Origin of the sequence: Pseudomonas sp. ADAK18, assembly GCF_012935695.1 — a bacterium.
Classification (GTDB): Bacteria; Pseudomonadota; Gammaproteobacteria; order Pseudomonadales; family Pseudomonadaceae; genus Aquipseudomonas.
The window spans coordinates 4818499-4843355 of the sequence record NZ_CP052859.1; the positions used below are offsets into that span (position 1 = coordinate 4818499).

A 24857-nucleotide genomic window follows, 5' to 3' on the forward strand; every position below is an offset into this window, starting at 1 on the left:
ATCGCACTCTTTAGCTGTAGGACCTCAGCGGGTAATCCCATGTTTACGCAGCTTTCTATATAAGGTGTTGCGGCTTACACCCAACTGCTCCGCCGTATGACTCATGTGCCAGCGCTGCTGCTCAAGGGCATTAAGCAAAGCCAGCCGCTCAGCATCACCCAACGGCGAGTCCGAAGGCTCATCCACCGCTATTGCTTGCGATCGCGCCTGGCGAATCATGACAGGCAAGTCCTCAAGCCCGACGCACCCGTCTTCACATAAAGCCGCCAACGTACGTAACACCGTGCGCAACTGCCGCACATTCCCCGGCCAGGCAAATGCCAGCAGCGCCTGACGCGCCGATGCATCCAATAACACCGACTGTTCCCCTGCCTCTTCCGCCAGCAGAAAATCCAGCAACTGCGACTTGTCAGTACGCTCACGCAGCGGCGGCAGGGAGACTTCCAGGCCATTGAGCCGGTAATACAAATCTTCACGGAAACTGCCGTCCTGCACCCGCTCCAGTAAATTGCGGTGAGTGGCGCTGATGATGCGCACGTCCACCGCCTGCGGCTCACCACCGATAGGCACCACCAGGCGATCCTCCAGGACCCTTAATAGACGGGTCTGCAAAGCGAGGGGCATATCGCCGATTTCGTCGAGAAACAAGGTCCCGCCGTCGGCCTGTTGCAGCTTGCCGCGCATACCTTCCTTGCGGGCACCAGTGAAACTGCCGCCGCGATAGCCGAACAGTTCACTTTCGATCAGGCTTTCCGGAATCGCGGCACAATTGAGGGCAACGAACGCCTTGTCCGCCCGCAGACTGGCGTGGTGTACCGCTTTGGCGAAGGCTTCCTTGCCGGAGCCGGTTTCACCGTTGATCAGCAAAGGTACGTCGCGCTCGAACACCCGCAGTGACTTGCGAAAATCCTCTTGCAGCGCCGCGTCCCCCAGGCAAATGCCCGACAACCGTGGTCGTTCAACACCCGGAGGTGCCTTGACCAGCGGACTCGGCACACTGCGCGGCTGCCCTCGCAACACTGCGAACAACCCGCGCCCATCACGGGTACGCAGGGGCCAACTGGCGCTGGCATTGGCGCTGGCACGACCGAGCAGTTCATCCAGCGAGCAGTCGAAAAACGCCTCCACCGGCTGCCCCAACAAGCCACCGCGTATTTGCCCCAGCAAGTTCAGCGCGCTCTGGTTGACCGCGCAGATCCGCCCTTCGCCGTCGAACGCCAGCAGCCCTTCGCTGAACAGCCCCACCGACTCGGCTTGCAAATGAAAACGCAGCAACCAGTGGTTCTCGAAATGCCGCAGGAAGTAGCAACTCTCGATCATCTTCGCCGAGAGGTTAACCAACGCCATGGTGTGAAACTGACTTTGCCGCGACACAGCTTCCCGGGCCGAGGACACATCGAGCACCGCCAGCAGTTCGCCATGAGGGTCGAACACCGGGCTGGCGGAGCACGTCAGGCCGGTGTGCCGGCCACGAAAGTGTTCGTCGCGATGGATGGTGAGCGACTGACGCTCAACCAGGCAGGTGCCGATGCCGTTGGTACCTTCGCAGGCTTCGCTCCAGTCGGCGCCGAGCCACAGCCCGGCGCGTTCGAAAATCTTGCGTTCGCTGGGGGCGGTGACACAGTTAAGGATTACCCCACGCGCATCCGTCAGTAGCACCGCGTGGCCGGCACCGGATAGCTGTTGATGCAGGCTGTTCATTTCACTGCCGGCGATGCGCAGCACTTGTTGCAGGCGTTCGCGACTTTCCAGCAGACGGCCATGTTCCAGAACCGTCGGGGCGATGGTCAGGGCAGGGTCGAGGTGATAGTCCTCCAGGCAACGCAGCCAGGAGCGGGCAATGGATGGGTCGCTCCCGGGGCCGTGCAAAGGGTCCTGACCGCGGGTGACGGTCAGCACTTGCTGGGCATGGCGACTGAAATGATCGTTGTGCATGTTCTTATTGTTCTCCTGCTGCGTAATACACGTCGCGAACCGGGACGCCCAGCATCCCTCACCCTTCCCGCCATTGCAATCCCGACTCGACCCACCGGTCACAGGCTGTATCGCTTGTGGCACAAACTGTCACTCAGGCTGTACCAGTCCTGTCACAGCAGCTCCCCGCAACACACCACAAAGCCTTGGTTTACCTGGCCTGCACGGCACTGGCCCGACCTTTGCTCTACGCTTTAACAAGCACAACAGTGCGTCCTCCAATAAACACAAAAAGCCAGGAGATACCCACCATGCGTTACGCACACCCCGGTACTGAAGGCGCTATCGTTTCGTTCAAGGCCAAGTACGGCAACTACATTGGCGGCGAATTTGTCGCGCCGGTGGATGGCAACTATTTCACCAACACTTCGCCGGTCAACGGCAAGCCAATCGCCGACTTCCCGCGCTCCACCGCCAAAGACATCGACAAAGCGCTGGACGCCGCCCACGCAGCCGCTGACGCCTGGGGCAAGACCTCGGCCCAGGACCGCTCGCTGGTGCTGCTGAAAATCGCCGACCGCATCGAACAGAACCTCGAACTGCTGGCCGTCACCGAAACCTGGGACAACGGCAAAGCGGTACGCGAAACACTCAACGCCGACATCCCCTTGGCCGCTGACCACTTCCGTTACTTCGCTGGCTGCATCCGCGCCCAGGAAGGCAGCAGCGCCGAGATCAACGAACTCACCGCCGCCTATCATTTCCACGAGCCATTGGGCGTGGTCGGCCAGATCATCCCGTGGAACTTCCCGCTGCTGATGGCCGCCTGGAAACTCGCGCCAGCCCTGGCCGCCGGTAACTGCGTGGTGCTCAAACCTGCCGAGCAAACCCCGCTGGGCATCAACGTGTTGATGGAGTTGATCGGCGACCTGCTGCCGCCTGGTGTGTTGAACGTGGTCCACGGTTTCGGCAAAGAAGCCGGCGAAGCCCTGGCTACCAGCAAACGCATCGCCAAGATTGCCTTCACCGGCTCCACGCCTGTGGGCTCGCACATCATGCACGCGGCGGCCGAAAACATTATTCCGTCCACTGTTGAACTGGGCGGCAAGTCGCCGAACATCTTCTTCGCCGACATCATGAAAGCCGAACCGCAATTCATCGAGAAAGCCGCCGAAGGCCTGGTGCTGGCGTTCTTCAACCAGGGCGAAGTCTGCACCTGCCCATCCCGTGCGTTGGTGGAAGAGTCGATCTACGACGACTTCATGAAAGTGGTGATGAAGAAGGTCGAGTCGATCAAACGTGGCGACCCGCTGGACACCGACACCATGGTCGGCGCCCAGGCATCCGAGCAGCAATTCGACAAGATCCTGTCCTACCTGGAAATCGCCAAGGGCGAAGGCGCCGAGCTGCTGACCGGCGGCAAAGTCGAGAAGCTGACTGGCGACCTGGCCACCGGCTATTACATTCAACCGACCCTGCTCAAGGGCACCAACAAGATGCGGGTGTTCCAGGAAGAAATCTTTGGCCCGGTGGTGAGTATCACCACCTTCAAGGACGAAGCCGAAGCCCTGGCGATTGCCAACGACACCGAGTTTGGTCTGGGTGCAGGCCTGTGGACCCGTGACATCAACCGCGCGTACCGCATGGGTCGGGCGATCAAGGCCGGACGTGTGTGGACCAACTGCTATCACCTGTACCCGGCGCACGCTGCGTTTGGCGGTTACAAGAAGTCGGGTGTTGGCCGTGAAACCCACAAGATGATGTTGGATCACTATCAGCAGACCAAAAACCTGCTGGTGAGCTACGACATTAATCCGTTGGGCTTTTTCTAACTCACCAACAGACAACCCGCTCCCACATTTGAAATGCAATTAAACATGTGGGAGCGGGCTTGCTCGCGAATGCGGTGTATCAGTCATATATGCATCAACTGACACACCGCATTCGCGAGCAAGCCCGCTCCCACATTTGATCTTCACAAGTACTCAACATCTCATCCGGCTCAAGTAAGTCGGGATAAAACAATAAGAACGAAAGGTACTTCTTCATGCCTAGCGAACCCACTGGCGCCCCGGCGTCTGGATCTTCCGTCGACTTCGAAAAAGTCGGCTCCGACTATTTCCAGCAACGTGAACTGAAAAAAGGTGCCGCCGGCTGGGTGCTTTTAGTCGGCCTCGGCGTTGCCTATGTGATCTCCGGCGACTACGCCGGCTGGAACTTCGGCCTGGCCCAAGGCGGCTGGGGTGGCATGTTCCTCGCCACATTGTTGATGGCCACCATGTACCTGTGCATGTGTTTCTCACTGGCCGAACTGTCTTCCATGATTCCTACAGCGGGCGGTGGCTACGGCTTTGCCCGCAGTGCATTCGGGCCCTGGGGTGGATTCCTCACCGGCACGGCGATCCTGATTGAATACGCCATCGCCCCCGCCGCCATCGCGGTGTTTATCGGTGCCTATTGCGAGTCGCTGTTCGGCATCGGCGGCTGGATGATCTACCTGGCGTTCTACATCATCTTTATCGGCATCCACATCTTCGGGGTCGGTGAAGCGTTGAAACTGATGTTCGTCATCACCGCCGTCGCCGCGATTGCCCTGGGCGTGTTTTTGGTCGCGATGGTGCCGCACTTCAACGTCGCCAACCTGCTGGATATCCCGGTGACCGAGGCCAAGGGTGCCAGCACCTTCCTGCCGTTTGGTTATGTCGGTGTGTGGGCAGCGATTCCCTACGCGATCTGGTTCTTCCTTGCCGTCGAAGGCGTGCCGCTGGCGGCCGAAGAAACCAAGAACCCGAAACGCGACCTGCCACGCGGCCTGATCGGCGCCATTGTGGTGCTGACCAGCTTTGCCCTGTTGATCCTGGTGATCGCCCCCGGCGGTGCCGGCGCCCATGCGCTGATGGCCTCGGGCAATCCGCTGGTGGAAGCCTTGTCCAAGGCCTATGGCGGCTCGACCTGGATGGGCAGCTTCGTCAACCTGGTGGGCCTGGCTGGGCTGATCGCGAGCTTTTTCTCGATCATCTACGCCTACTCCCGGCAGATCTTCGCCTTGTCCCGCGCCGGCTACCTGCCACGCAAGCTGTCCCAGACCAACAAAAGCAAAGCACCGGTATTGGCCTTGATCATCCCCGGCATCATCGGCTTTGGTTTGTCGCTGACCGGGCAAGGCGACCTGCTGATTCTGGTGGCGGTGTTCGGCGCCACCATCTCCTACGTGCTGATGATGGCCGCGCACATCACCCTGCGCATCCGTCGCCCCAAAATGGACCGTCCGTACCGCACACCGGGCGGCATCTTCACCTCCGGCGTGGCGCTGGTGCTGGCGTGTATCGCCGTGGTGGCGGGCTTTCTGGTGGATCCGCGGGTGGTGATTGGCGCTGCGATCATCTATGGAGTATTAATTGCTTACTTTGCTTTCTACAGTCGGCATCACTTGGTAGCAGGCACGCCGGAAGAAGAGTTTGCGGCGATCCAGGCCGCAGAGGCCGCCTTGCACTAAACGCCGTAAACCTCGGTGCGCACATCAGTGCGCACCGTCATGGAGACTCTGTATGGCAAGTTTTTCCCACGCGGTTGGCGCATTCACCTACCGCTTCGACAGCCTCAAGGACGTCCTGGCCAAGGCCAGCCCGGCACGCTCCGGGGACTTCCTCGCCGGTGTCGCGGCGCAGAACGATGGTGAGCGGGTGGCGGCGCAAATGGCCCTGGCCAATATCCCGTTGAAATACTTTCTCGAAGAAGTGCTGATTCCCTATGAAAGCGACGAAGTCACCCGGCTGATCATCGACACCCACGACAAGCAGGCATTTTCGGTGGTCAGCCACCTGACGGTTGGCAGCTTTCGCGATTGGCTGCTCAGTGACGCGGCCGATGAACAAAGCCTACGCGCCCTGGCGCCAGGGCTGACACCGGAAATGGTCGCCGCCGTGTCGAAGATCATGCGCGTGCAGGACTTGGTGTTGGTGGCGCAAAAAATCCGCGTCGTCACGAAGTTTCGCGGCACCATGGGCTTGCGCGGACGCCTGTCCACGCGCCTGCAACCGAACCATCCGACCGATGAACCGGCCGGCATCGCCGCAAGCATTCTCGACGGCCTGCTCTACGGCAACGGCGACGCGATGATCGGCATCAACCCGGCCACCGACAGCATCGCTTCGATCTGCGCCATGCTGGAAATGCTCGACGCGATTATCCAGCGCTACGACATCCCGACCCAGGCCTGCGTGCTGACCCACGTCACCACCTCCATTGAGGCCATCAACCGCGGTGTGCCGCTAGACCTGGTGTTCCAGTCGATTGCCGGCACCGAGGCAGCCAACGCCAGTTTCGGTATCAGCCTGAGCGTGCTGCAGGAAGGCTACGACGCCGGCTTGAGCCTCAATCGCGGGACCTTGGGGCAAAACCTGATGTACTTCGAAACCGGTCAGGGCAGCGCCTTGTCGGCCAACGCGCACTTTGGCGTTGACCAGCAAACCTGCGAAACCCGCGCCTACGCAGTGGCCCGCCACTTCAAGCCGTTTTTGGTAAACACCGTCGTCGGCTTTATCGGCCCCGAGTACCTGTACAACGGCAAGCAGATCATCCGCGCCGGCCTTGAAGACCACTTCTGCGGCAAGCTGCTGGGCGTGCCCATGGGTTGCGACATCTGCTACACCAACCATGCCGAAGCCGACCAGGACGACATGGACACCCTGCTGACCCTCCTGGGAGTGGCCGGAATCAACTTCATCATGGGCATCCCCGGTTCCGACGACATCATGCTCAACTACCAGACCACCTCGTTTCACGACGCGCTGTACGCCCGGCAAACATTGGGTTTAAAGCCGGCGCCGGAATTTGAACAGTGGCTGGCGAAAATGGGCATCTTCACGCAGGCCGATGGCAAGGTGCACTTCGGCAACAGCCTGCCGCCAGCCTTCCGCCAGGCCTTGGCGCAATTGGGATGAAGGAGCCGCCTGTGCCTATCGATACCCCTGACACCATTCCGGACAACCCGTGGCTGGAACTGCGCCGCCTGACGCCCGCGCGAATTGCCCTGGGCCGCACCGGCACCAGCATCCCTACCGGTGCGCAGCTGGACTTCCAGTTTGCCCACGCTCAGGCGCGGGACGCCGTGCATCTGCCTTTCGACCATGCCGCCCTGAGCACTCAACTGACAGAACGCGGCCGCGATAGCCTGTTACTGCACAGCGCCGCCGTCGACCGTCACAGCTACCTGCAACGCCCGGACCAGGGGCGGCGCCTGAGTGACGAGTCGGCCCAAACCCTGCGCGATTACGCCCAAGCCAACCCGGGCGGTGTGGACCTGGCGGTAGTGGTGGCCGATGGTTTATCCGCTCTGGCGGTGCATAAACACACGTTGCCATTTCTGACGCGCATGGAGGAACAGACCCATGCCGAAGGCTGGTCGCTGTCGCCGGTGATTCTGGTGGAGCAAGGCCGGGTGGCGGTGGCCGATGAAATCGGTCAGTTGCTGGGGGCAAAAATGGTGGTGATCCTGATCGGCGAACGGCCGGGGCTCAGCTCGCCGGATAGCTTGGGGCTGTACTTCACCTACAACCCCAAGGTCGGGCTGACCGATGCCTATCGCAACTGCATTTCCAACGTGCGCCTGGAGGGCTTGAGCTACGGCATGGCAGCTCACCGACTGTTGTACTTGATGCGCGAAGCCTGTCGCCGACAGCTGTCCGGGGTCAATCTCAAGGATGAAGCCCAGGTTCAGACGATCGAATCGGACAATCCAGACCTGATGAAAGGCAACTTCCTGCTCAGCCCGCCGGAGGACTGATCGCGACACGATTGCGATTTTTCACAGCTTTAGGCAGCATCAAGCCACGGCCGCTCGTGTCGTCATAGCCCATTGGAAGTTGAGGCCTAGCATGCGGATTACTCAAGCGACCCTGGAACACCTGGACCTGTTGACTCCGCTGTTCGTCAAATACCGTGAGTTTTATGGGGCGCTGCCATTTCCTGACTCGTCTCGGGCCTTTCTGGAGAAGCGTCTGCGACGCAAGGAGTCGGTGATCTACCTGGCCCTGCCGGATGACGATGACAGCAAGTTGCTCGGGTTTTGTCAGCTGTATCCGAGTTTTTCGTCGCTCTCGCTGAAACGGGTGTGGATCCTCAACGATATCTACGTGGCCGAAGATGCCCGGCGACAGTTGGTCGCCGATAACCTGATGCGTACGGCGAAGAAGATGGCCAAGGAGACGAACGCCGTGCGCCTGCGGGTGTCGACCAGCAGTGACAATGAAGTGGCACAGAAGACCTATGAGTCGATTGGGTTTCGGGAAGACACGGAATTCAAGAACTATGTGCTGCCTCTCAGTGATGAGTAACCCCGATTAATCCAACACTGGAGGCTATTCGCGATTGCTTGTAGCCGCTGCCGAGGCACGAGGCTGCGATGGGTTGCGAAGCGGCCCCAAGCGGTCTACGGACCCGCATCGCAGCCTCGTGCCTGCGCAGCGGCTACAAGCAGCGACAAGAACACCCCGCGACATCCCCCGCTACAAAACCAACACGCTTTTCACCTCTCTATCCGTATAATGCCGAGCTTTCTGGGGCGTAAGAAATACGGTAACCCCGTGTAGCCTTATTACCCGAAGCCTCCGCACAGGTCCGCTGAGTCGGCCATTCACACAGGTGCCATCCATGGATTTCAACCCGCTCGACCTTATCCTGCATCTCGACGTGTACCTCGACATGCTGGTAACCAACTACGGTCCGTGGATCTACGCCATTCTGTTCCTGGTGATTTTTTGCGAAACCGGTCTGGTGGTCATGCCATTCCTGCCGGGTGATTCCCTGCTGTTTATCGCCGGCGCCGTAGCCGCTGGTGGTGGCATGGATCCAGTCTTGCTGGGCGGCCTGCTGATGCTGGCGGCGATCCTCGGCGACAGTACCAACTACGTCATCGGACGAACGGCCGGGGAACGCTTGTTCAGCAACCCCAACTCAAAAATCTTCCGTCGCGACTACCTGCAAAAAACCCACGATTTCTACGACAAGCACGGCGGCAAAACCGTGACCCTGGCGCGCTTCCTGCCGATCCTGCGGACTTTCGCACCGTTCGTCGCAGGCATCGCCAAAATGCCTTATCCGCGATTCTTCGGTTTCAGTGTCTTCGGCACCGTCATCTGGGTCGGCGGCCTGGTCACCCTCGGCTACTTCTTCGGTAACGTACCGTTTATCAAGAAAAACCTGTCACTGCTGGTGGTGTTTATCATCCTGCTGTCCCTGGTGCCGATGATCATTGGCGTGGTCCGCAGCCGTTTCAGCCGCACCTCGTCCGAAGCCAACACGCACTGACCCACGATGTGGTCCCTCAGCGCCTGGCGTCGCCGGCGCCTTCTGGCCAAGCACCCGATTGCCGATGACACCTGGCAGCGGGTGCGCCAGCACCTGACCTTTCTCGACGGCATCAGCGTCGAGCAGGATCAATGGCTGCGTGAAGCCTGCGTAGTCTTTCTGGCTGAAAAACACCTCACTGCCCTGCCCGGCGTCGAACTGCACCAGGAACAACGCCTGCTGCTCGCCGCCCAGGCGCAACTGCCGCTGATGAACCTCGGTGATCTCGACTGGTATCAAGGCTTCCACGAAATCGTCCTCTACCCCGACGACTTCCTCAGCCCCCAGCGCCACCGTGACGCCAGCGGCGTCGAACACGAATGGAACGGCGAACACAGCGGCGAAGCCTGGCAGCAAGGCCCGGTAATCCTGGCGTGGCCCGGCGTATTGGCCAGCGGCAACTGGGAAGGCTACAACCTGGTGATCCACGAACTGGCCCACAAACTGGACATGCTCAACGGCGACGCCAATGGCCTGCCACCGTTGCACAACGACATGCGTGTGCAGGAATGGGCCAGCGTAATGCAAAGCGCCTACGACGACCTGAACCGTCAACTTGACCGCAACCCCGACGCCGAGACACCCATTGACCCCTACGCCGCAGAGAACCCGGCGGAGTTCTTCGCCGTCACCAGTGAATATTTTTTCAGTGCCCCGGATTTGCTGGTCAGCACTTATCCACAGGTCTACGCGCAACTGAGCCGCTTTTACCGCCAGGATCCATTGGCCCGCCTCACCCAACTGCAAGCCAGCGACCCACGCTATCAAGCGCAACACTGACGGCTGTACGACGTCTGGCGCATGGCATCAGCCGCAGAATATGCCTATAATCGCCGCCACTTTCAGGCCAATCCGGCCAAGTTTTATGGCCAACTACGGGGGCAACGCCCAATGAGCTACAGCAAGATTCCGGCTGGCAAAGACCTGCCGAACGACATCTACGTCGCGATCGAAATTCCGGCCAACCACGCGCCGATCAAATACGAAATCGACAAAGACAGCGACTGCCTGTTCGTTGACCGTTTCATGGCCACCCCAATGTTCTACCCGGCCAACTACGGTTTCATCCCCAACACCCTGGCTGACGACGGTGATCCCCTCGACGTGCTGGTCGTGACTCCTTATCCGGTCACCCCAGGTTCGGTCATCCGCGCTCGCCCGGTTGGCATCCTGCACATGACCGACGACGGCGGCGGCGATGCCAAAGTCATCGCAGTGCCACACGACAAGCTGTCCCAGCTGTACGTCGACGTGAAGGAATACACCGACCTGCCGCCACTGCTGCTGGAACAGATCAAGCACTTCTTCGAGAACTACAAAGACCTCGAAAAAGGCAAATGGGTGAAGATCGAAGGTTGGGGCAACGCAGACGCCGCCCGTGCCGAGATCATGAAGTCGGTAGCCGCCTACAAAGGCTGATACCTACTACTCATTGCGCAAGCGATAAAAAAAGCCCCGATCATTCGGGGCTTTTTTTGTGCGAAAAACACAAACATCCACTCAACTAAATAAACAAAAACCAGTTCAATGTTTAACTAATAACATGGAGAGAAAGATCAATCATGCAATAAGGAAATACCTACAAAAGCATCTCAACGCATAGTTTATTTGATCTAGTTTTCCGGCCAGTAAACTCTGCGTTTATGAATACATCAGGTGATCGCTTAAGAGCGCTACTTCGGGAAGTTCATCTTTCCGCTTCCGACTTCGCCAAGAACCGCGGTGTCACGCCCCAGCACGTGAACAACTGGTTCAAACGCGGCGTCCCCATGGGCCGACTTGAGGAGTTCGCCGAACTGCTGTGCGTCACCAGCCGCTGGCTGCGCACCGGCGAAGGCCCTAAACATCCACTCATAACCTTCCAACCGATAAACCCCGACGCCAGCAACGCGCACCCCGCTCGAGAAGACAACGGCAACTACCTCGTCACTCCGGCCTGCGGACCGGAAAAAATCGACGTGGAAATCCCCCTCCACAGCTCCTTCAATTCACAAGAAAGCATCCGGCTCTCGCTGCAAACCCTTGAAACCCTCAACGTCGCTCCCGAACGCGCCTTGGGCGCCTACATGATCGGCAATAGCATGATCGACATCATCCAGGACGGCTCCACCCTCGCCATCGATCGCGGCCGCACCCGAATCATCGACGGCGCAATCTACGCCCTCGAACACGACGGCATGCTGCGCATCAAACACCTCTACAACCGACCCGGCGGTGGCCTGCGCTTGCGTAGCCACAACAGCGCCGAGCATCCCGACGAGTTTCTGACCTACGACCAACGGCACGAACAGAACCTGAATATCCTGGGTTGGGTATTCTGGTGGTCCACCCTCAATCATTGCCTGCCGCCCGTACCGCTGGATGAGCATCTACTGGGCTACGAAGGCTCTAAATCGGATCTGAAGCTGGGAAATTGAAGCGAAGGTGGGTATAGTGCGCGGCACATTTGGCAGGGGTTGGCGTGAAGCCGAGCGCCCTGCCCGGCGATGCGGAGGAGTTCCCGCTGATGCCCCCTATCACCCGGATGAGAGTCAGGGTGAATGATTTGAAGGCTGGTGAGGTTTACCAAAAATAGATTGAACCAGTCCCCGAGAAGCCGGCCACAAGCCGGCTTTTTAATTGTCCGAAATAATCCTATCCCATCCAAGAATCTTCCTGATAGCTTAGCTATTCCGGGGCTTTCAGGCATCCCCCTGTCCGATGGTGTTCAACGCCATTTGACCTCATCCGACGATGAAGTGGGGGGACAGTTGGGGGGACAAAAGGGACGACAGGGGAAAACCGATGGGTAAGCTGAATCCGAAACAAGTCGAAAACCTGACCGACCCCGGCACCTATGAAGATGGTGATGGGCTTCGCTTGGTCGTCAAACCTACCGGGCGTAAATCCTGGCTGCTTCGCTTCCAACTGGCGGGCCGTCGTAGAGAGATGGGGCTGGGCTCATTCCCTGAGGTGAGTCTCAAGAAGGCCAGGCAAGATGCCAGTGCTAAACGCAGCCAACTGAGTGATGGCATCGATCCCTTGGCTGCCAGAGACGTAGAGCGAGCGACCCAACGGGAAGCCCAGCGTGCAAGTGAAGCCAAGCAACTGAGGTTCGAAACGCTCGCAATGGAATACCGTGATGCTCACGGTGCCGCGTGGTCAGAGAAATGGCGTAAAGGCTGGCTGCGAAAGCTGGAGCTGTATGCGTTTAATCAAATAGGCAAGCTGTCAGCCGAAGACATCGGTACTCCCGAAGTACTCAAGGTTTTACAACCTATCTGGGCCACCAAGACCAGAACCGCTGACGAGGTTCGCGGCCAGATTGAGCAAGTTCTGGATGCAGCCAAGGCACGCAACCTGCGACAGGGTGAGAACCCTGCTCGCTGGCGCGGGCATTTGGACAACCTGCTGAGCCGTTCTGAAAAGAGGAAGGCTCGGAAGCGTGAGCACTTTGAAGCCTTGAGCTGGCAGGAAGTGCCCGATTTGATAATAAAACTCAGGGCAAACTCAACACCTCCGTCTCAGGCGGCTCAACTCCTGATCATGACGAGCGCACGCGCCCACATGGTCAGGTTTGCTCGTTGGGATGAGTTTGATCTAGCGGCCGGAACTTGGTCACTCCCAGATGAGCGAATGAAGATGCGAGTAGCTTTCGTGATTCCGCTTTCCAAAGAGGTCGTAAAGCTGGTGAGGAGCATTCCGAGAAATGAAGGAAGCGCCTTTTTATTCCCTGGTCAAGGCAAGACAGGTGTCATGCACGCAAACGCAGTACGAACGCTCTTACATGGCATGGGGTACAAGCACATCACAAGACACGGCTTTCGTTCCTCATTTCGAGACTGGGCTGGGGAATGCACCAATTACCCACGCGAGGTATGTGAGATGGCGCTTGCGCATGATGAACGTGACCAAACCGAAGGAGCCTACTCACGCTCGGATTTTCTGGATAAGCGTCGCGCCCTGATGAACGACTGGAGTGACTTTTTAAACACTTCCATAAAAGCCTCCAAACCCTGAGCGTGATTCGCCCCCCACTATCACCTGTAAAAGTAGTATGTTGCTCTCCAAAACCACACAAACTAACGAATTGCGCGACACTGTATCAATGAGCATCGCCAAGGACTGCACTATGACCAAAGCAACTCAGCCACTATTTCCACCACATCAAATCACAGCGAGCATGAATGAAAGCATAGGCAACACTACAGTTGTTGAAGCTATTGCTAGAAACCACAGCATGCTTCGAGATCACTTTTTTGATTCGTTACTTGACCTCGATCACTATATTCAACTACTAGAGGGCATCCGCGCAGTCACAGGTAACCCAGCACTACAAGCCGAACTAGAGACTCGATGGGAAAACGAAGACATACAGCAGGATGAAGAATTCAACACACTGTTGCATCAAGTGAGATATGCGTGCCTTTACCTTGAGCTGGGGAGCACCGCTGAGGCACAAAAAAACCGTGATCGGGCATGGGCTTTCACCAACTATGCCAGTGTAATGGTCGGCGAGATCATAGAAAAATCTGCAGCCTTCCAAAATGCAATCGAAGCAGATAATCGTTCGAGCCAGAACAGTAGAAATGCTCAAGCACGAAACAAATCTATCCTTCTGGTAAAAGACGAGGCAGCAAGACTACTAGTGGAGCGACAACCTGAGGATGGGTGGCCAACAAAGATTAAAGCCGTTTACCACCTTGAAGATCCTTTGGCCGAGTTTATTGAAAAAAATAACATTCCTGCTCTAAAGATCTCAAATATTGAGAAATGGCTGATCGCGTGGCTACGTGAAGATATACTCGTTAATCAGGCTTGGGAAAAAACCAAGCATGCTAAAGCACGATAAAGTCTAGATTAGCGGCATTGAATTTTATTCATCGACCAGACTGCCTTCAGCGCCTCTAGGGGGCCTCTGCGGTGATACCCCTAGACCATGCGCTCCCTTGACGACGAAACAGCCCTTGACCTACCACGGGTGCCTTTGGGGGCAGGGCTTAACCCTTTGCCCATACCCCGGCCTTGAGTTTGCAGCTTCATGTAAAGGTCCGTTTTCGTGAGGTAGATCACCGCGCCTCGCAAAGCCTCACGTAACGCGGACTGAGTATGGTCGATCATCCCGACCCCACAGGTCTTGTAGGCGTGCTTGTTCGCATTGCAGTTGAAATACAGACCACGCCCTTTCGTGACTACATCCGCCCAATACTCACCCACCCGCCTAGCCAGGGTCACGTCTTCTCGAACCTTGGATCCATCAAAGAAAAACATCATGTGGTAATGGAAGCCCTTCTCCGGTCCGTGTTCCAGCTTCCAGATGTAACCCACCAAATCGTCAAACAATTTGTTCGACCTGGCGTTCCCGAACAGGCGCTCTCGATCTTGCTTAGCAACTGCCTGCGTAGTTTTGGAGTTCTCTTTCGAGTAGGAAAGATCAACCCTCAGCACCAGCAGCCTGGAGTAGCGCTCAAACAAAGAATCAACGTACCCGGTGAGCTCCTTATAGTTTTTGTTGCTTGATCGCTGATAGCTATTGAGCCGAGCTTGGAAAGCTTTAGTCTTGACACTTTTACGAATCTGACTCACACACTCATTTAAATGCTTCACGAGCATTTCAGCTTCATTAATAGGCCTTTCAAACCTCCAGGTCATGCAGTGGTAGTACAGATCAAACTCTTTAATCTTACTCATCGCCATCTCCAGATATGGCTCAAGCGTATAAAGAGCGTTGAACCAGTTATCGTCCGGCATGTGTAGCCTTACCAACCTGAGCAACAATTTACCGGAAGGGTAGCTTTCCAGACTTGCGTTACCAAACTCATCTGTCGCAGTTAGTCTGAACGCATCTCCTTGCGACCTCACTAGCCTTCCTACAATGGAAGAAGCGTCTTTCAATGTACAGATCAATCCTGCGTCTACAGCTCCTACCTGACCAACACCCTCTACGTTTACGTCCATCTTACTCACGAGCGCCGTATAGCGCTCCTCAATGTCAACACTCATAAGCGCACACCATCACTTCTCCAGACACTCGGTATTCAATTGAATACCACTCACTTACTTGATTACTGATCAACCCTATACACTTCGTTTTTTTACACACCTCCTACTCACATACTCGTGCTCATCAACAGTCAAAGGTTGTCATTAAGACATGACAACACCAACCTACTAACAAGATGACTACCATTACAACACTGCTAACTGCAACACCACCTATACTAACGCCACCCACAACACTGGCAATTATTATCATCACCACTAAGTGGTAATCACTGACACTACTACCCCACCAATACTACTAATTATTAATCTAATTACTAATAACATATAAACCAGAAATAATAATGCGATAAACCCCTAATCAAAGCACTATCAACAACGGGTAATTCAATCTAAACAGAGCAGAATTTCATATACAGAGTTAGTGCGAGATCTCAACACAAAATAGCTAAGGCTTTTTCAGCCCCCACAACTTAATAACGTTCCAGTTCAATACTCAGCGCGCCTCCTTAACAGACATGCGCTGCTCAATCCAGGTGGTGATTTCGGAGTCAATCCAGCCGATAGCCGCAGCCCCCAATTTGATCGGTTTTGGAAACGTAGCGTCGTACCTTGGTGACTGGGCGTCCATGCGGTCATAGATCGTTGACCGGCCTAGACCTATGCGTTCGCTCAGCTGCTTGAGACGTAAAATTCTCGGGTAGGGAACAGATGTTGAATTTGTCACTTGCCTTCTCGCTGTTGGCTTGGGAGTGATCGAACTTTAAATCTCTCTCAATCCAACAAAAAGGTCGGCAGCGACGAGTATTTTTTTCCTGAGCTTGGGATAGATTTTCTGATTCAAGCTGAGCAAGTGCTTCGCTGTAGAAGTCGTATACCGGCCTGCTGCTTGCAACGACGATAGGTCACCTTTACCGTGGGTCTCTGGGCCCTGGCATGCCTTGAGCTGCCCCGGACACTCAGCAGCTTCTCGTGCATCCAGGCACTGCTCAGCTTTATGGGGGCTGCTCTGATCTTTCAGGTGGATGACTTAATGTGGGCCGGTGCGTATGCCATAACGCATCCGGGTAGTTTTTTCCCTGCGAATCACGCCAGCCGAAAATGCAGTCAAAAAGCGCCGCAAAGGCGAGCAAAGAACTAACTCTGCACATCGAGCACTGGAGTCGTTTTCAGCAGGAACTAACTCCGTATAGCATTTACAGAAAATTGCCGGTTTTTGGCACCGCCACAAGGTGCACACCTGCTCCTCCCCGAAAATTAGAACGGTTTTTAAGCCTATATCACGACACTGACATCCACCGTGGAATCCAAAACCATGTCATTTCAGTGCCCTCGCTGTAACTCCAAAGAGATTGCTTTCCTCAGAACAGCCATGACGATCGCGGCCAGTGTTGGTGCCGTAGGCGGTGCTGCACGAGGAGCAAGTACCGCACTCGCCGGTAGCCAAATAGGTGCAACTGTCGGTACTCTTGCCGGACCGTTTGGCATCACCATCGGTACAGTCTCTGGCGCCATCCTTGGCGGACTGGCTGGCGGTGTCGGTGGTTGTGCCATTGGCGCCCAGCTCGGCGAAAAACTGGATCGCCATGTATTGGCAAATAACCACTGCTTGGTCTGCGGGCATCGCTTCAACCTGCCCACTTAAATAGCCCCCTCTCCCCTAATGCCGATCAGTTAAGCCTTCTCGCTTGACCTTTGGCCGCAAGAAATCAAAATCCGATGCCTGTACTGGCATCGGATTTTTTTATGCGTCTCGCTCGGGCACTGGAACTGACCCATAACATCGCCTCCACCCCCAACTCAATCGAGGGACTGGACGCTTTACTTGATCCTTCTTTGGTCGAACAGGCGCTTGAACAGGCCGGCGTAGCAACCCTGCGCAAGCGTCGCTTACCCTTGGAAATGATGCTCTGGTGTGTGATCTCCATGGCGTTTTTCCGGCGCATGTCGGCGTGGGACGTGGTCAGTCGCATGAACATCATGCTGCCGGGCCAACGCCCGTTGGTCGCCCCCAGCGCCGTAGTCCAAGCCCGTCAGAGATTGGGCAGCGAAGCTGTACGACAGGTCTTCGATCTGACTCAGAAAAGTTGGCATGAAGCGGCTGGCCATCCGACGTGGGCCGGTTTGCGCTTGCTAGGCGTCGACGGCGTCGTCTGGCGAACACCCGATACACCGGAAAACAGAGCCCGCTATGACTCGGCCAGCAACCAGCATGGCGACACTGGATTTCCTCAGGTGCGCATGGTCTGCCAAATGGAGTTGACCAGCCATTTGCTGATTGGCAGTGCATTTGACGGCTATCGCAGCAACGAAATGAAACTGGCGGAGCAACTGATCGAAACCACCCCCGATCACTCGTTGACCTTGTTCGATCGGGGTTTCTATTCGTTAGGTTTACTGCATCAGTGGCAGCAAGCAGGCGTTGAACGCCATTGGCTAATGCCGCTGAAAAAAGGCTCGCAGTATGAGGTGATCCAACGTTTGGGGCGTCAGGATGCAATTGTTTTGCTGAGCACTTCGCCGCAGGCCCGCAAGCAATGGCCGTGGCTGCCGGAGAGCCTGACGGCACGACTTCTGAGCAAAACCATCAAGGGTAAGGTGTGTCAGATCCTGACGTCGATGGCCGATCCGCTGCGCTTTCCGCCAGACGAAATCGTAGATCTGTACAGTCAGCGCTGGGAGATCGAATTAGGCTTTCGGGAAATGAAACAGACCCTGCTTAACAGCAGCTATACGTTGCGCAGCAAGACGCCAGAGATGATCGAGCAGGAGTTGTGGGGCGTGTTGTTGGGCTACAACTTGTTGCGTTATCAGATGGTGGAAATGAGCCGCCATTGTCCTGGCATCTACCCGTGCGAATTGAGCTTCACGGCGTGCACCTGGGCGATTCTCGGATTTATTAACAGCGTCTCCGCCGACCGCTCCGGGAACATCCCCAAGTACTTGGCCGAGCTTCACGCTTTAGCGCCGCACTACGTGCTGCCGCATCCGCGCGAGGAGCGTGTTTATCCTCGGGCCATCCGGCTGAAATCACCGAAGTATCCGGTCAAAAATAAAAATGCCAGTCAGCTTAACTGACTGGCATTACCCCTCTCCCCACACATTAATCCCGGATCGTGCTGCGCTCTGCGCAGTGCTTATGCCGACCTGCATCCAAAGGAATCTTTCCCATGGCTCACCTCATTGAACAAATGGCTTACGTTGGTGCTACCCCTTGGCACGGCTTGGGCAGTCGCCTTACCGAAAAACAACCGCTGGAAGTCTGGCAGCAAGAAGCGGGCATGAATTGGCAGATCCAGGACAGCCCGGTTCATTTCAAAGCCGAGGCCGCCGGTCACTTGGGCAGCATTCACACATTCCCGGAGCAAAAAGTGCTGTATCGATCAGACACCAAAGCACCGTTGTCAGTGGTCTCCAATCGCTATCAGGTTGTGCAACCCCGTGAAGTGCTGGAGTTCTACCGAGACCTGACGGATTTCTCAGGGTACGAGCTGGAAACCGCTGGCGTGCTCAAAGGTGGACGCAAGTTCTGGGCTCTTGCCAGAACTGGTCAGGCTGCAACGCTGAAGGGTAATGATCAGGTCAATGGCTATCTGCTGCTGGCAACCTCCTGCGACGGCACACTGGCGACCACAGCCACCCCTACCACTGTTCGCGTAGTCTGCAACAACACCTTGAGCATTTCGCTCAACGGTGCCACTCACGCCATCAAGGTGCCGCACAGCACGCGCTTTGATCCTCGAACGGTCAAAAAGCAACTGGGCATCGCCGTCTCGCAATGGGACGAGTTCATGTATCGGATGCGTATCCTCGCCGAACGCAGAGTTCAGTCGAAAGAGGCCCTAGGCTTCTTTATGGACGTGCTGTGTGACACCAGCCTCCACGACCCCATTCCCGAAGTGCTACCCAACAAACGGGCAATGGAGAAGGTGCAAAGCCTGTACGAAGGAAAAGGTCGAGGTGCTGATCTACGGTCCGCGCGCGATACCGCCTGGGGTTTGCTGAACGCGGTAACGGAGTACGTGGATCACGAGCGACGAGCCCGAAGCTCGGAGTACCGAATGGATTCCGCCTGGTTTGGCCAAGGGGCGGTGATCAAACAGAAAGCGCTGAATGCTGCGCTGCAACTCGTGGCGTAAGCCAAAGAGCAACGCTCATAAACCTGCACAAACTCAACGCGAGCGATACTGCTGGCAACCCGGAACACAGCTATCTCTAGAGATCCAATCCAGCAAACACCTCCCTTCCGTCACTCACACTTTAAACGTCCTATTACAGGAAAAACGTCCATGTCAGTACTTCGATTTTTTCTCACGCTGTTCATGTTCATTTGCCTGCTCGCTGGTAGCAGCGTCGTGGTAACGACCCTCTGCCTGATGTTGCGCTTTCCACCCCTGCTGTTCGCCGTTGTGCTGGCTTGCGCTCTGCTGGTCATCGTCCTGAGACAACTTCGCAGGCATAACCCCGCGACCGTTTGATGCCCACGGCGGCGTGCTCAACACTGCATTCACTCTCCAGATTAGAGATCCAGTATGAACCCAAACTGTTTGATTTGTGAGTCTTCAGCCGTCCTTAGCCAGGACAATGCCAAGGCGATCGTTCAGCTCTTTACGGTGCTAAAATGGCTTCGCCCGTGAATGGCGCGCCCTCCAACCCTCCACCAAGAACCCACACCCAGTGGCGCCGATGGCGTGTTTTCTGCAAACCATGACTGCTGCTGTGGCGAACACCGCCTCCGCGCTGCGCGACAGTGACACGTTTATTCAGGATATGCAGAAATATCAGTTCGGCGAATTTACCTGTTTGTGTCTGCGTTGTGGCGCCCGCTTCGATGCAATCGCCCCATGATCACGTTTTCAGTCGGTTGACTAAACGCTCGACCAATTCGACCACCAACTCTCTATCGGACTGATCCAACGACACCAATAAATGGTTGATCCGACTGGCCTGGTCATCAACGAGTGGGCTCACCTCACTCAGCAGCTCAGCCGCCTCGCAGCCAAAGATGTCGGCGAACTCCAAAAGCCGAGTGATATTCGGCATCACAATCCCTCGCTCGATACGAGAAACCGCCTCGTTCCCCACGCCCAAGCGCTCCGCAACCGCCTCCTGGGTTAGTCCGCTAAGCACCCGCTGTTTCGATATGGCACGCCCTACGGTGCCCGCCAATTGCTTCTGATCAATTTCAGCCATGTTGCTCTCCCATCTCAACCTAGATGGTTGGGCATCACCTCATTGACATGAAGAACATCAAAAGTTGAAAATCAACCTTAAAGGTTGTTATTCATCTTAAGATCACAAATCAACACCACTCGATAAGGAACATCCATGAATACGAAAACCCTACTAATGGTGGCGTTTAGCTGCCTGGCCGCGAATACCGCCTCTGCCGGAACCAATACCTGGACTGCGGGCTGGGCGATGGGCACCAACGAATATGCCGTTGACGACGGCAATGGCAACGAATTGGTGATTGCGTGCCCGAATGATGACGACCGCTATATCTCGGCCAGCGCCACAGTGAACGGCCAAGGCTATAGCTCAGAAAACGGACAAGGTTTTGACCTCATCGTGGATGGCAAAACCTTCCGAAACCCGTTCTACACCGACTGCCGTGCATGCAGCAGCATCTTCACCCATGAGTTCTGGGGTGCCTTGCGCAAAGCCAATCGATTGCAGTTCAGCGCTCAAGGCAAGATCTTCAACCTACCCACCAAGAACCTCAAAGCGGTACTGCCGACACTGAACGACAAAAACAATAGCTGCCAGGCTGCTTGGTAACTGACTCGACCAATCATCACAAAAGGAGAATCACATGTCTCAACAAGGCAAGAACCCACAGAGCGGCGTCAACAAAGAAGGCGACAACACAAGCGGCATCAGTCCAGCCATGATTGGCTGGGGTGTGGCAGCGGCGGTGTTGGCAATAGTGAGCGTGACCTTCAACACGTCGCACATGGCATTGGGCGCAGGCTGGTTTGCTAAATGCGTGGCCGTTCTGGTCGGTGCGTTTCTGGGCTGGCTGGGAGCCCTGGCTGGCGATGCCATCCGTAAATTCGCTCATCCAGATGCAGTGTTCACCAACGGTGGCATCCTGAGCCTAATTTGGATCAAGGTGTTTTGGGCGGTTGGCCCACAAGTACTTGGCTTGTGTGTGGGTGTATTCTTCGGCGGCGCCATGGTGCTGCGCTAATTCTCGGAGCCTGCCTACCCCCTGAGATGTAGCGCGATCGTCTCATTGCTGCTACAGGTGGGTTGTTCCGATGAAAACTCGAAAGCCAGGGGGGGGAGTTCCTTTCTGGCTGCGTACAAAGCGGAGCGTCGAAAGCTATTGGCGCATGTACTTTTCAGAAACTGGAAGTGAAGTACTCACCAGCAGAGCTTCGCTCAGGTAGATCAGACAAACTACTCCAAGTAGTAATAACCTCTGCAAACGCCTGCGGGAACGAGTGACCAGCAAATATAACAATAAAAGAAACTACCGGACGAAATCATTACCGTGCAATAAAGCCTGAAGATTCAATCCAAAGGGCGATAGCTGCAACCTGACAATTGACGGAGGGAGAGATCATGTAAGTCGAGCCAAATTACCTGGTTTATTTACCGTTTTCGTCGGACACAAACAAAAACTGCCCTATGGAGTTCTGCAATATTCTAGACAAGACGTAATTGGTCTGTAACCGTCCGGGCAACACACCTTCCTGATGCCATCGCTTAAGGCGATGGTGTCCACCTAAATTTAAGTGGACACCATTTTTAGCCTTTTTAAGCGGACGCCCATGCCACAAGAACGCCGTTCCTATTCCAAGTCCTTTAAGGCCCAGGTCATCGCCGAGTGCGCGCAGGCTGACACCTCGATTGCCAATGTCGCCTTGACCCACAACCTCAATGCAAACCTTGTCCATAAATGGATTCGGGTGCATGCGCAGAAAAACCTGGCACTGCAAACTGCCTTTATTCCGGTCAAGGCATTGTCTTCGACAGCGGCCCCTCAAGTTCTTCCGGCCACGATTCGAATCGAAGTGCCTCATTCAAAAGGCGTAGTCGTGGTGAGTTGGCCGGCAGAAAATGCAGCGGCATGTTCCGCTTTCCTGCGAGACCTGCTGCGATGATTCGCATCGACACCATCTGGCTCGCCATCGAGCCCATGGACATGCGCGCCGGCACTGAAACCGCGCTGGCACGAGTTGTCGCGGTGTTCGGTGCGGCGAAGCCGCACTGTGCTTATCTGTTCGCCAACCGCCGTGCCAATCGTATGAAAGTGTTGGTGCATGACGGCGTGGGGATTTGGCTTGCAGCCCGGCGCTTGAATCAAGGGCGCTTCTTTTGGCCAGGCGTGCGACACGGCTCTGAAGTCGAGTTGGATGCAGAGCAACTTCAAGCCTTGGTGCTCGGTTTACCTTGGCAACGCGTCGGTTCCGGAGGCGCCATCACGGTGCTCTAACTCGTCTGCCATGGCGCGCTTGCCAGCACAATTGGCCCATCAGTCTATCGCCGCCACTAGCCCTCTCTGGCAAAATCGGCGGCATGACTTCGCATCCGAATCTCGATCAATTAAACCCTGAAGAACTGCGTGCCTTGGCGGCGCAGTTGATCCAGCGCGTCGAAACGATGGACAAGCAAATCACTCATCACAAGTCGGTCAACGAGAAACTGGCCCACGAGATCGCGCTGCTCAAACGCTTCAAGTTTGCCAAGCGCAGCGAGCAGTTGAGCCCGAATCAAGCCAGCCTGCTCGACGACTTGATCGATACGGATATCGCCGCTATCGAAGCCGAACTTGAGGCGCTGCAACCGGCACCTGTCGAAGCCAAAGTACGCCAGCAACCCAAGCGCGCACCGCTGCCACCGCAGTTTCCTCGCACGCTGATCCATCACGAACCGGACAACAGCCACTGCCAGTGCGGCTGCGCCCTCAAGCGCATCGGCGAAGATGCCAGCGAAAAGCTCGACTACACGCCCGGCGTGTTTACCGTCGAGCGCCACATCCGTGGAAAGTGGGCCTGCGAACAGTGCGAAACGCTAATCCAGGCGCCGGTACCGGCGCACGTCATCGACAAAGGCATACCGACAGCGGGCCTGCTGGCCCACGTCATGGTGGCCAAGTTTGTCGACCATCTGCCGCTGTATCGGCAGGAGAAAATCTTCGGCCGCGCTGGACTGCCTATTGCTCGCTCGACCTTGGCGCAGTGGGTGGGCAACTGCGGCGTGCAATTACAGCCGCTGGTTGATGCGCTGCGCGAAGCCGTGCTGACGCACGGCTTCGTCCACGCTGACGAAACGCCGGTACAAATGTTGACGCCTGGCGCGAAGAAAACTCATCGCGCTTACGTCTGGGCCTATGCCACCAGTCAGTTCTCCGATCTGGCGGCGGTCGTTTACGACTTCAGCCCGAGCCGTGCTGGCGAACATGCTCGAAACTTCCTCGGCCACTGGAACGGGAAGCTGGTCTGCGATGACTTCGCTGGCTACAAGGCAGGCTTTGAACTGGGCGTCACGGAGATCGGCTGCATGGCCCATGCACGCCGCAAGTTCTTCGACTTGCACGCGACCAACAAGAGCCAGATCGCCGAAAAAGCGCTGCACTACATCGCGGCCTTGTAAGAAGTTGAACGAGAGACACGCGAGCTGGAGCCGGGTGTCCGGCAGCGAATACGGCAGGAAAAAGCAGCGCCGATCATCGACGCACTTCATACCTGGATGATCGCCCAGAGGCAGCTGGTGCCTGAGGGATCGGCCATCGCCAAGGCGTTGGATTACAGCCTCAAACGCTGGATAGCGCTGACGCGCTATCTCGATGACGGTGCTGTGCCCATCGATAACAACTGGTGCGAGAATCAAATCCGGCCGTGGGCTCTTGGGCGCTCGAACTGGCTGTTCGCGGGCTCGTTACGTAGAGGTAAACGGGCGGCGGCGATCATGAGTTTGATCCAGTCGCGCGGCTCAACGGGCATGATCCGTATGCTTACTTGAAGGATGTTCTCACACGCCTGCCGACGCAGCGTGCGAGTGAGATTGCCGAGCTGCTACCGCACAGGTGGGCGCCCGTTTAATCACGCAAGGTGTGTTGGGCGGACGCTTACCTTTAAAATTCAGATTTATAGGGCCATTGCCTACGATCGTGCCAGTTCTGACGAATCGATATTCTAAATTACCTATGGGCACAACGGGCCATGAACTTTCATTTTTTTATCGTAGATAAAAGGGATTCTACCGAACTGCGACGAATTGTAGATGCTGACGCCGATGCCCTGAACTCCGGTTGTGTAAACGCTAAAAAAGCCTTTCTCCTCCTGCATCACGCTATCTGGTGCTATGGCATACCTTATCTTAAGTTCGGCAACGTCTGGGGACATAAAACTCCCTTGTAAACCGGCATTTCGGCTATACCATCTATATACGTTTTGCCCGTGGTGCCCATGACCTGACCGACTTCAACCATTTTGAGATCAACTTTGGACGGCAGGCGCGCGGTCAAAAAATGATGGCTTTCTAAACCGGTGTGCTTCCAATAGCACTTGTCGGGGTTTGCCGCCCGAGCACTACAAAATCCCGACAAACTAAGTACGGCTGCCAACAATAGAATTATCTTTTTCATGGTTTATTTTCTTAGT

General features: G+C 56.1%; 24 protein-coding genes and 1 pseudogene. 19 read left to right on the plus strand and 6 right to left on the minus strand.

Features of this window, described 5'->3' with window-relative positions; genetic code table 11:
- Positions 1 to 24: 24 nt before the first annotated feature.
- Positions 25 to 1935 carry a sigma-54-dependent Fis family transcriptional regulator gene (locus tag HKK55_RS21800; RefSeq protein WP_169356545.1) on the minus strand — a complete coding sequence of 637 codons (1911 nt, stop codon included), beginning with the start codon at positions 1933 to 1935 and terminating at the stop codon, positions 25 to 27.
- Between the two features lie 290 nt (positions 1936 to 2225).
- Here HKK55_RS21800 and HKK55_RS21805 point away from each other — a divergent pair, with 290 nt between their 5' ends.
- From HKK55_RS21805 to HKK55_RS21855, 11 genes are all read left to right on the plus strand, one after another.
- On the plus strand, positions 2226 to 3746 hold the full coding sequence (locus HKK55_RS21805) for an aldehyde dehydrogenase family protein (RefSeq protein ID WP_169356546.1): 1521 nt from the start codon (positions 2226 to 2228) through the stop codon (positions 3744 to 3746).
- 215 nt (positions 3747 to 3961) lie between these two features.
- Positions 3962 to 5410: an ethanolamine permease gene (gene eat / locus HKK55_RS21810; protein WP_169356547.1), complete on the plus strand. Its 1449-nt coding sequence runs from the start codon at positions 3962 to 3964 to the stop codon at positions 5408 to 5410.
- Positions 5411 to 5462: 52 nt separating this feature from the next.
- A complete protein-coding gene (locus HKK55_RS21815) occupies positions 5463 to 6857 on the plus strand; it encodes an ethanolamine ammonia-lyase subunit EutB (protein WP_169356548.1) in 1395 nt (464 codons plus the stop codon).
- Positions 6854 to 7699, plus strand: a complete 846-nt coding sequence (eutC, locus tag HKK55_RS21820) for an ethanolamine ammonia-lyase subunit EutC (RefSeq protein ID WP_169356549.1) — start codon at positions 6854 to 6856, stop codon at positions 7697 to 7699. The genes HKK55_RS21815 and eutC overlap by 4 nt, the downstream gene beginning before the upstream one ends.
- A gap of 91 nt (positions 7700 to 7790) precedes the next feature.
- Positions 7791 to 8249, plus strand: a complete 459-nt coding sequence (locus HKK55_RS21825; protein ID WP_169356550.1) for an N-acetyltransferase — start codon at positions 7791 to 7793, stop codon at positions 8247 to 8249.
- 316 nt (positions 8250 to 8565) lie between these two features.
- Positions 8566 to 9222, plus strand: coding sequence for a DedA family protein (locus HKK55_RS21830; RefSeq protein ID WP_169356551.1), 657 nt, complete (start codon positions 8566 to 8568; stop codon positions 9220 to 9222).
- A gap of 6 nt (positions 9223 to 9228) precedes the next feature.
- Positions 9229 to 10041 carry a zinc-dependent peptidase gene (locus HKK55_RS21835; RefSeq protein WP_169356552.1) on the plus strand — a complete coding sequence of 271 codons (813 nt, stop codon included), beginning with the start codon at positions 9229 to 9231 and terminating at the stop codon, positions 10039 to 10041.
- A 111-nt stretch (positions 10042 to 10152) separates the two neighbouring features.
- Positions 10153 to 10680, plus strand: coding sequence for an inorganic diphosphatase (gene ppa, locus HKK55_RS21840; RefSeq protein WP_048724712.1), 528 nt, complete (start codon positions 10153 to 10155; stop codon positions 10678 to 10680).
- Positions 10681 to 10904: 224 nt separating this feature from the next.
- The gene (locus HKK55_RS21845) at positions 10905 to 11678 is read left to right on the plus strand and encodes an XRE family transcriptional regulator (protein ID WP_169356553.1); all 774 of its coding nucleotides are present in this window, start codon (positions 10905 to 10907) and stop codon (positions 11676 to 11678) included.
- Between the two features lie 367 nt (positions 11679 to 12045).
- Positions 12046 to 13260: an integrase arm-type DNA-binding domain-containing protein gene (locus HKK55_RS21850; RefSeq protein ID WP_169356554.1), complete on the plus strand. Its 1215-nt coding sequence runs from the start codon at positions 12046 to 12048 to the stop codon at positions 13258 to 13260.
- Positions 13261 to 13372: 112 nt separating this feature from the next.
- Positions 13373 to 14092 carry a hypothetical protein gene (locus tag HKK55_RS21855; RefSeq protein ID WP_169356555.1) on the plus strand — a complete coding sequence of 240 codons (720 nt, stop codon included), beginning with the start codon at positions 13373 to 13375 and terminating at the stop codon, positions 14090 to 14092.
- An 80-nt stretch (positions 14093 to 14172) separates the two neighbouring features.
- On the opposite strand, the gene HKK55_RS21860 is transcribed toward HKK55_RS21855, so the two are convergent.
- Both HKK55_RS21860 and HKK55_RS21865 read right to left on the minus strand, forming a co-directional pair.
- A complete protein-coding gene (locus HKK55_RS21860; RefSeq protein ID WP_169356556.1) occupies positions 14173 to 15243 on the minus strand; it encodes an inovirus-type Gp2 protein in 1071 nt (356 codons plus the stop codon).
- Positions 15244 to 15739: 496 nt separating this feature from the next.
- Positions 15740 to 15970 carry an AlpA family transcriptional regulator gene (locus tag HKK55_RS21865; RefSeq protein ID WP_169356557.1) on the minus strand — a complete coding sequence of 77 codons (231 nt, stop codon included), beginning with the start codon at positions 15968 to 15970 and terminating at the stop codon, positions 15740 to 15742.
- A 645-nt stretch (positions 15971 to 16615) separates the two neighbouring features.
- On the opposite strand from HKK55_RS21865, the gene HKK55_RS29335 reads away from it, so the two are divergent.
- The 3 genes from HKK55_RS29335 to HKK55_RS21880 all read left to right on the plus strand — a co-directional run bounded on the left by HKK55_RS29335 (position 16616) and on the right by HKK55_RS21880 (position 19382).
- Positions 16616 to 16888, plus strand: coding sequence for a hypothetical protein (locus tag HKK55_RS29335; protein ID WP_237151383.1), 273 nt, complete (start codon positions 16616 to 16618; stop codon positions 16886 to 16888).
- 101 nt (positions 16889 to 16989) lie between these two features.
- The gene (locus HKK55_RS21875) at positions 16990 to 18321 is read left to right on the plus strand and encodes an IS4 family transposase (RefSeq protein ID WP_169357925.1); all 1332 of its coding nucleotides are present in this window, start codon (positions 16990 to 16992) and stop codon (positions 18319 to 18321) included.
- Positions 18322 to 18413: 92 nt separating this feature from the next.
- Positions 18414 to 19382: a DUF932 domain-containing protein gene (locus HKK55_RS21880; protein ID WP_169356558.1), complete on the plus strand. Its 969-nt coding sequence runs from the start codon at positions 18414 to 18416 to the stop codon at positions 19380 to 19382.
- Between the two features lie 153 nt (positions 19383 to 19535).
- Here the strand turns inward: HKK55_RS21880 and HKK55_RS21885 are convergent, their stop codons facing one another.
- Together HKK55_RS21885 and HKK55_RS21890 are read right to left on the minus strand one after the other, a co-directional pair.
- A complete protein-coding gene (locus tag HKK55_RS21885) occupies positions 19536 to 19703 on the minus strand; it encodes a hypothetical protein (protein WP_169356559.1) in 168 nt (55 codons plus the stop codon).
- A gap of 388 nt (positions 19704 to 20091) precedes the next feature.
- Entirely contained in the window at positions 20092 to 20436 is a 345-nt protein-coding gene (locus HKK55_RS21890; RefSeq protein WP_169356560.1) for a helix-turn-helix domain-containing protein, read from the minus strand.
- A gap of 135 nt (positions 20437 to 20571) precedes the next feature.
- On the opposite strand from HKK55_RS21890, the gene HKK55_RS21895 reads away from it, so the two are divergent.
- The 5 genes and pseudogenes from HKK55_RS21895 to HKK55_RS21915 all read left to right on the plus strand — a co-directional run bounded on the left by HKK55_RS21895 (position 20572) and on the right by HKK55_RS21915 (position 24296).
- Positions 20572 to 21024, plus strand: a complete 453-nt coding sequence (locus HKK55_RS21895) for a hypothetical protein (RefSeq protein ID WP_237151281.1) — start codon at positions 20572 to 20574, stop codon at positions 21022 to 21024.
- Positions 21025 to 21058: 34 nt separating this feature from the next.
- Positions 21059 to 21436, plus strand: a complete 378-nt coding sequence (locus HKK55_RS21900; protein ID WP_202020914.1) for a hypothetical protein — start codon at positions 21059 to 21061, stop codon at positions 21434 to 21436.
- A gap of 586 nt (positions 21437 to 22022) precedes the next feature.
- On the plus strand, positions 22023 to 22355 hold the full coding sequence (locus HKK55_RS21905; protein ID WP_046061811.1) for a transposase: 333 nt from the start codon (positions 22023 to 22025) through the stop codon (positions 22353 to 22355).
- Complete coding sequence (tnpB, locus tag HKK55_RS29340; protein WP_158273383.1) at positions 22352 to 22687, plus strand: IS66 family insertion sequence element accessory protein TnpB; 336 nt, start codon at positions 22352 to 22354, stop codon at positions 22685 to 22687. The genes HKK55_RS21905 and tnpB overlap by 4 nt, the downstream gene beginning before the upstream one ends.
- 83 nt (positions 22688 to 22770) lie before the next feature.
- Positions 22771 to 24296: pseudogene (locus HKK55_RS21915) on the plus strand (IS66 family transposase).
- Between the two features lie 272 nt (positions 24297 to 24568).
- Here the strand turns inward: HKK55_RS21915 and HKK55_RS21920 are convergent.
- Complete coding sequence (locus HKK55_RS21920) at positions 24569 to 24841, minus strand: hypothetical protein (protein WP_169356561.1); 273 nt, start codon at positions 24839 to 24841, stop codon at positions 24569 to 24571.
- Between the last annotated feature and the right edge of the window lie 16 nt (positions 24842 to 24857).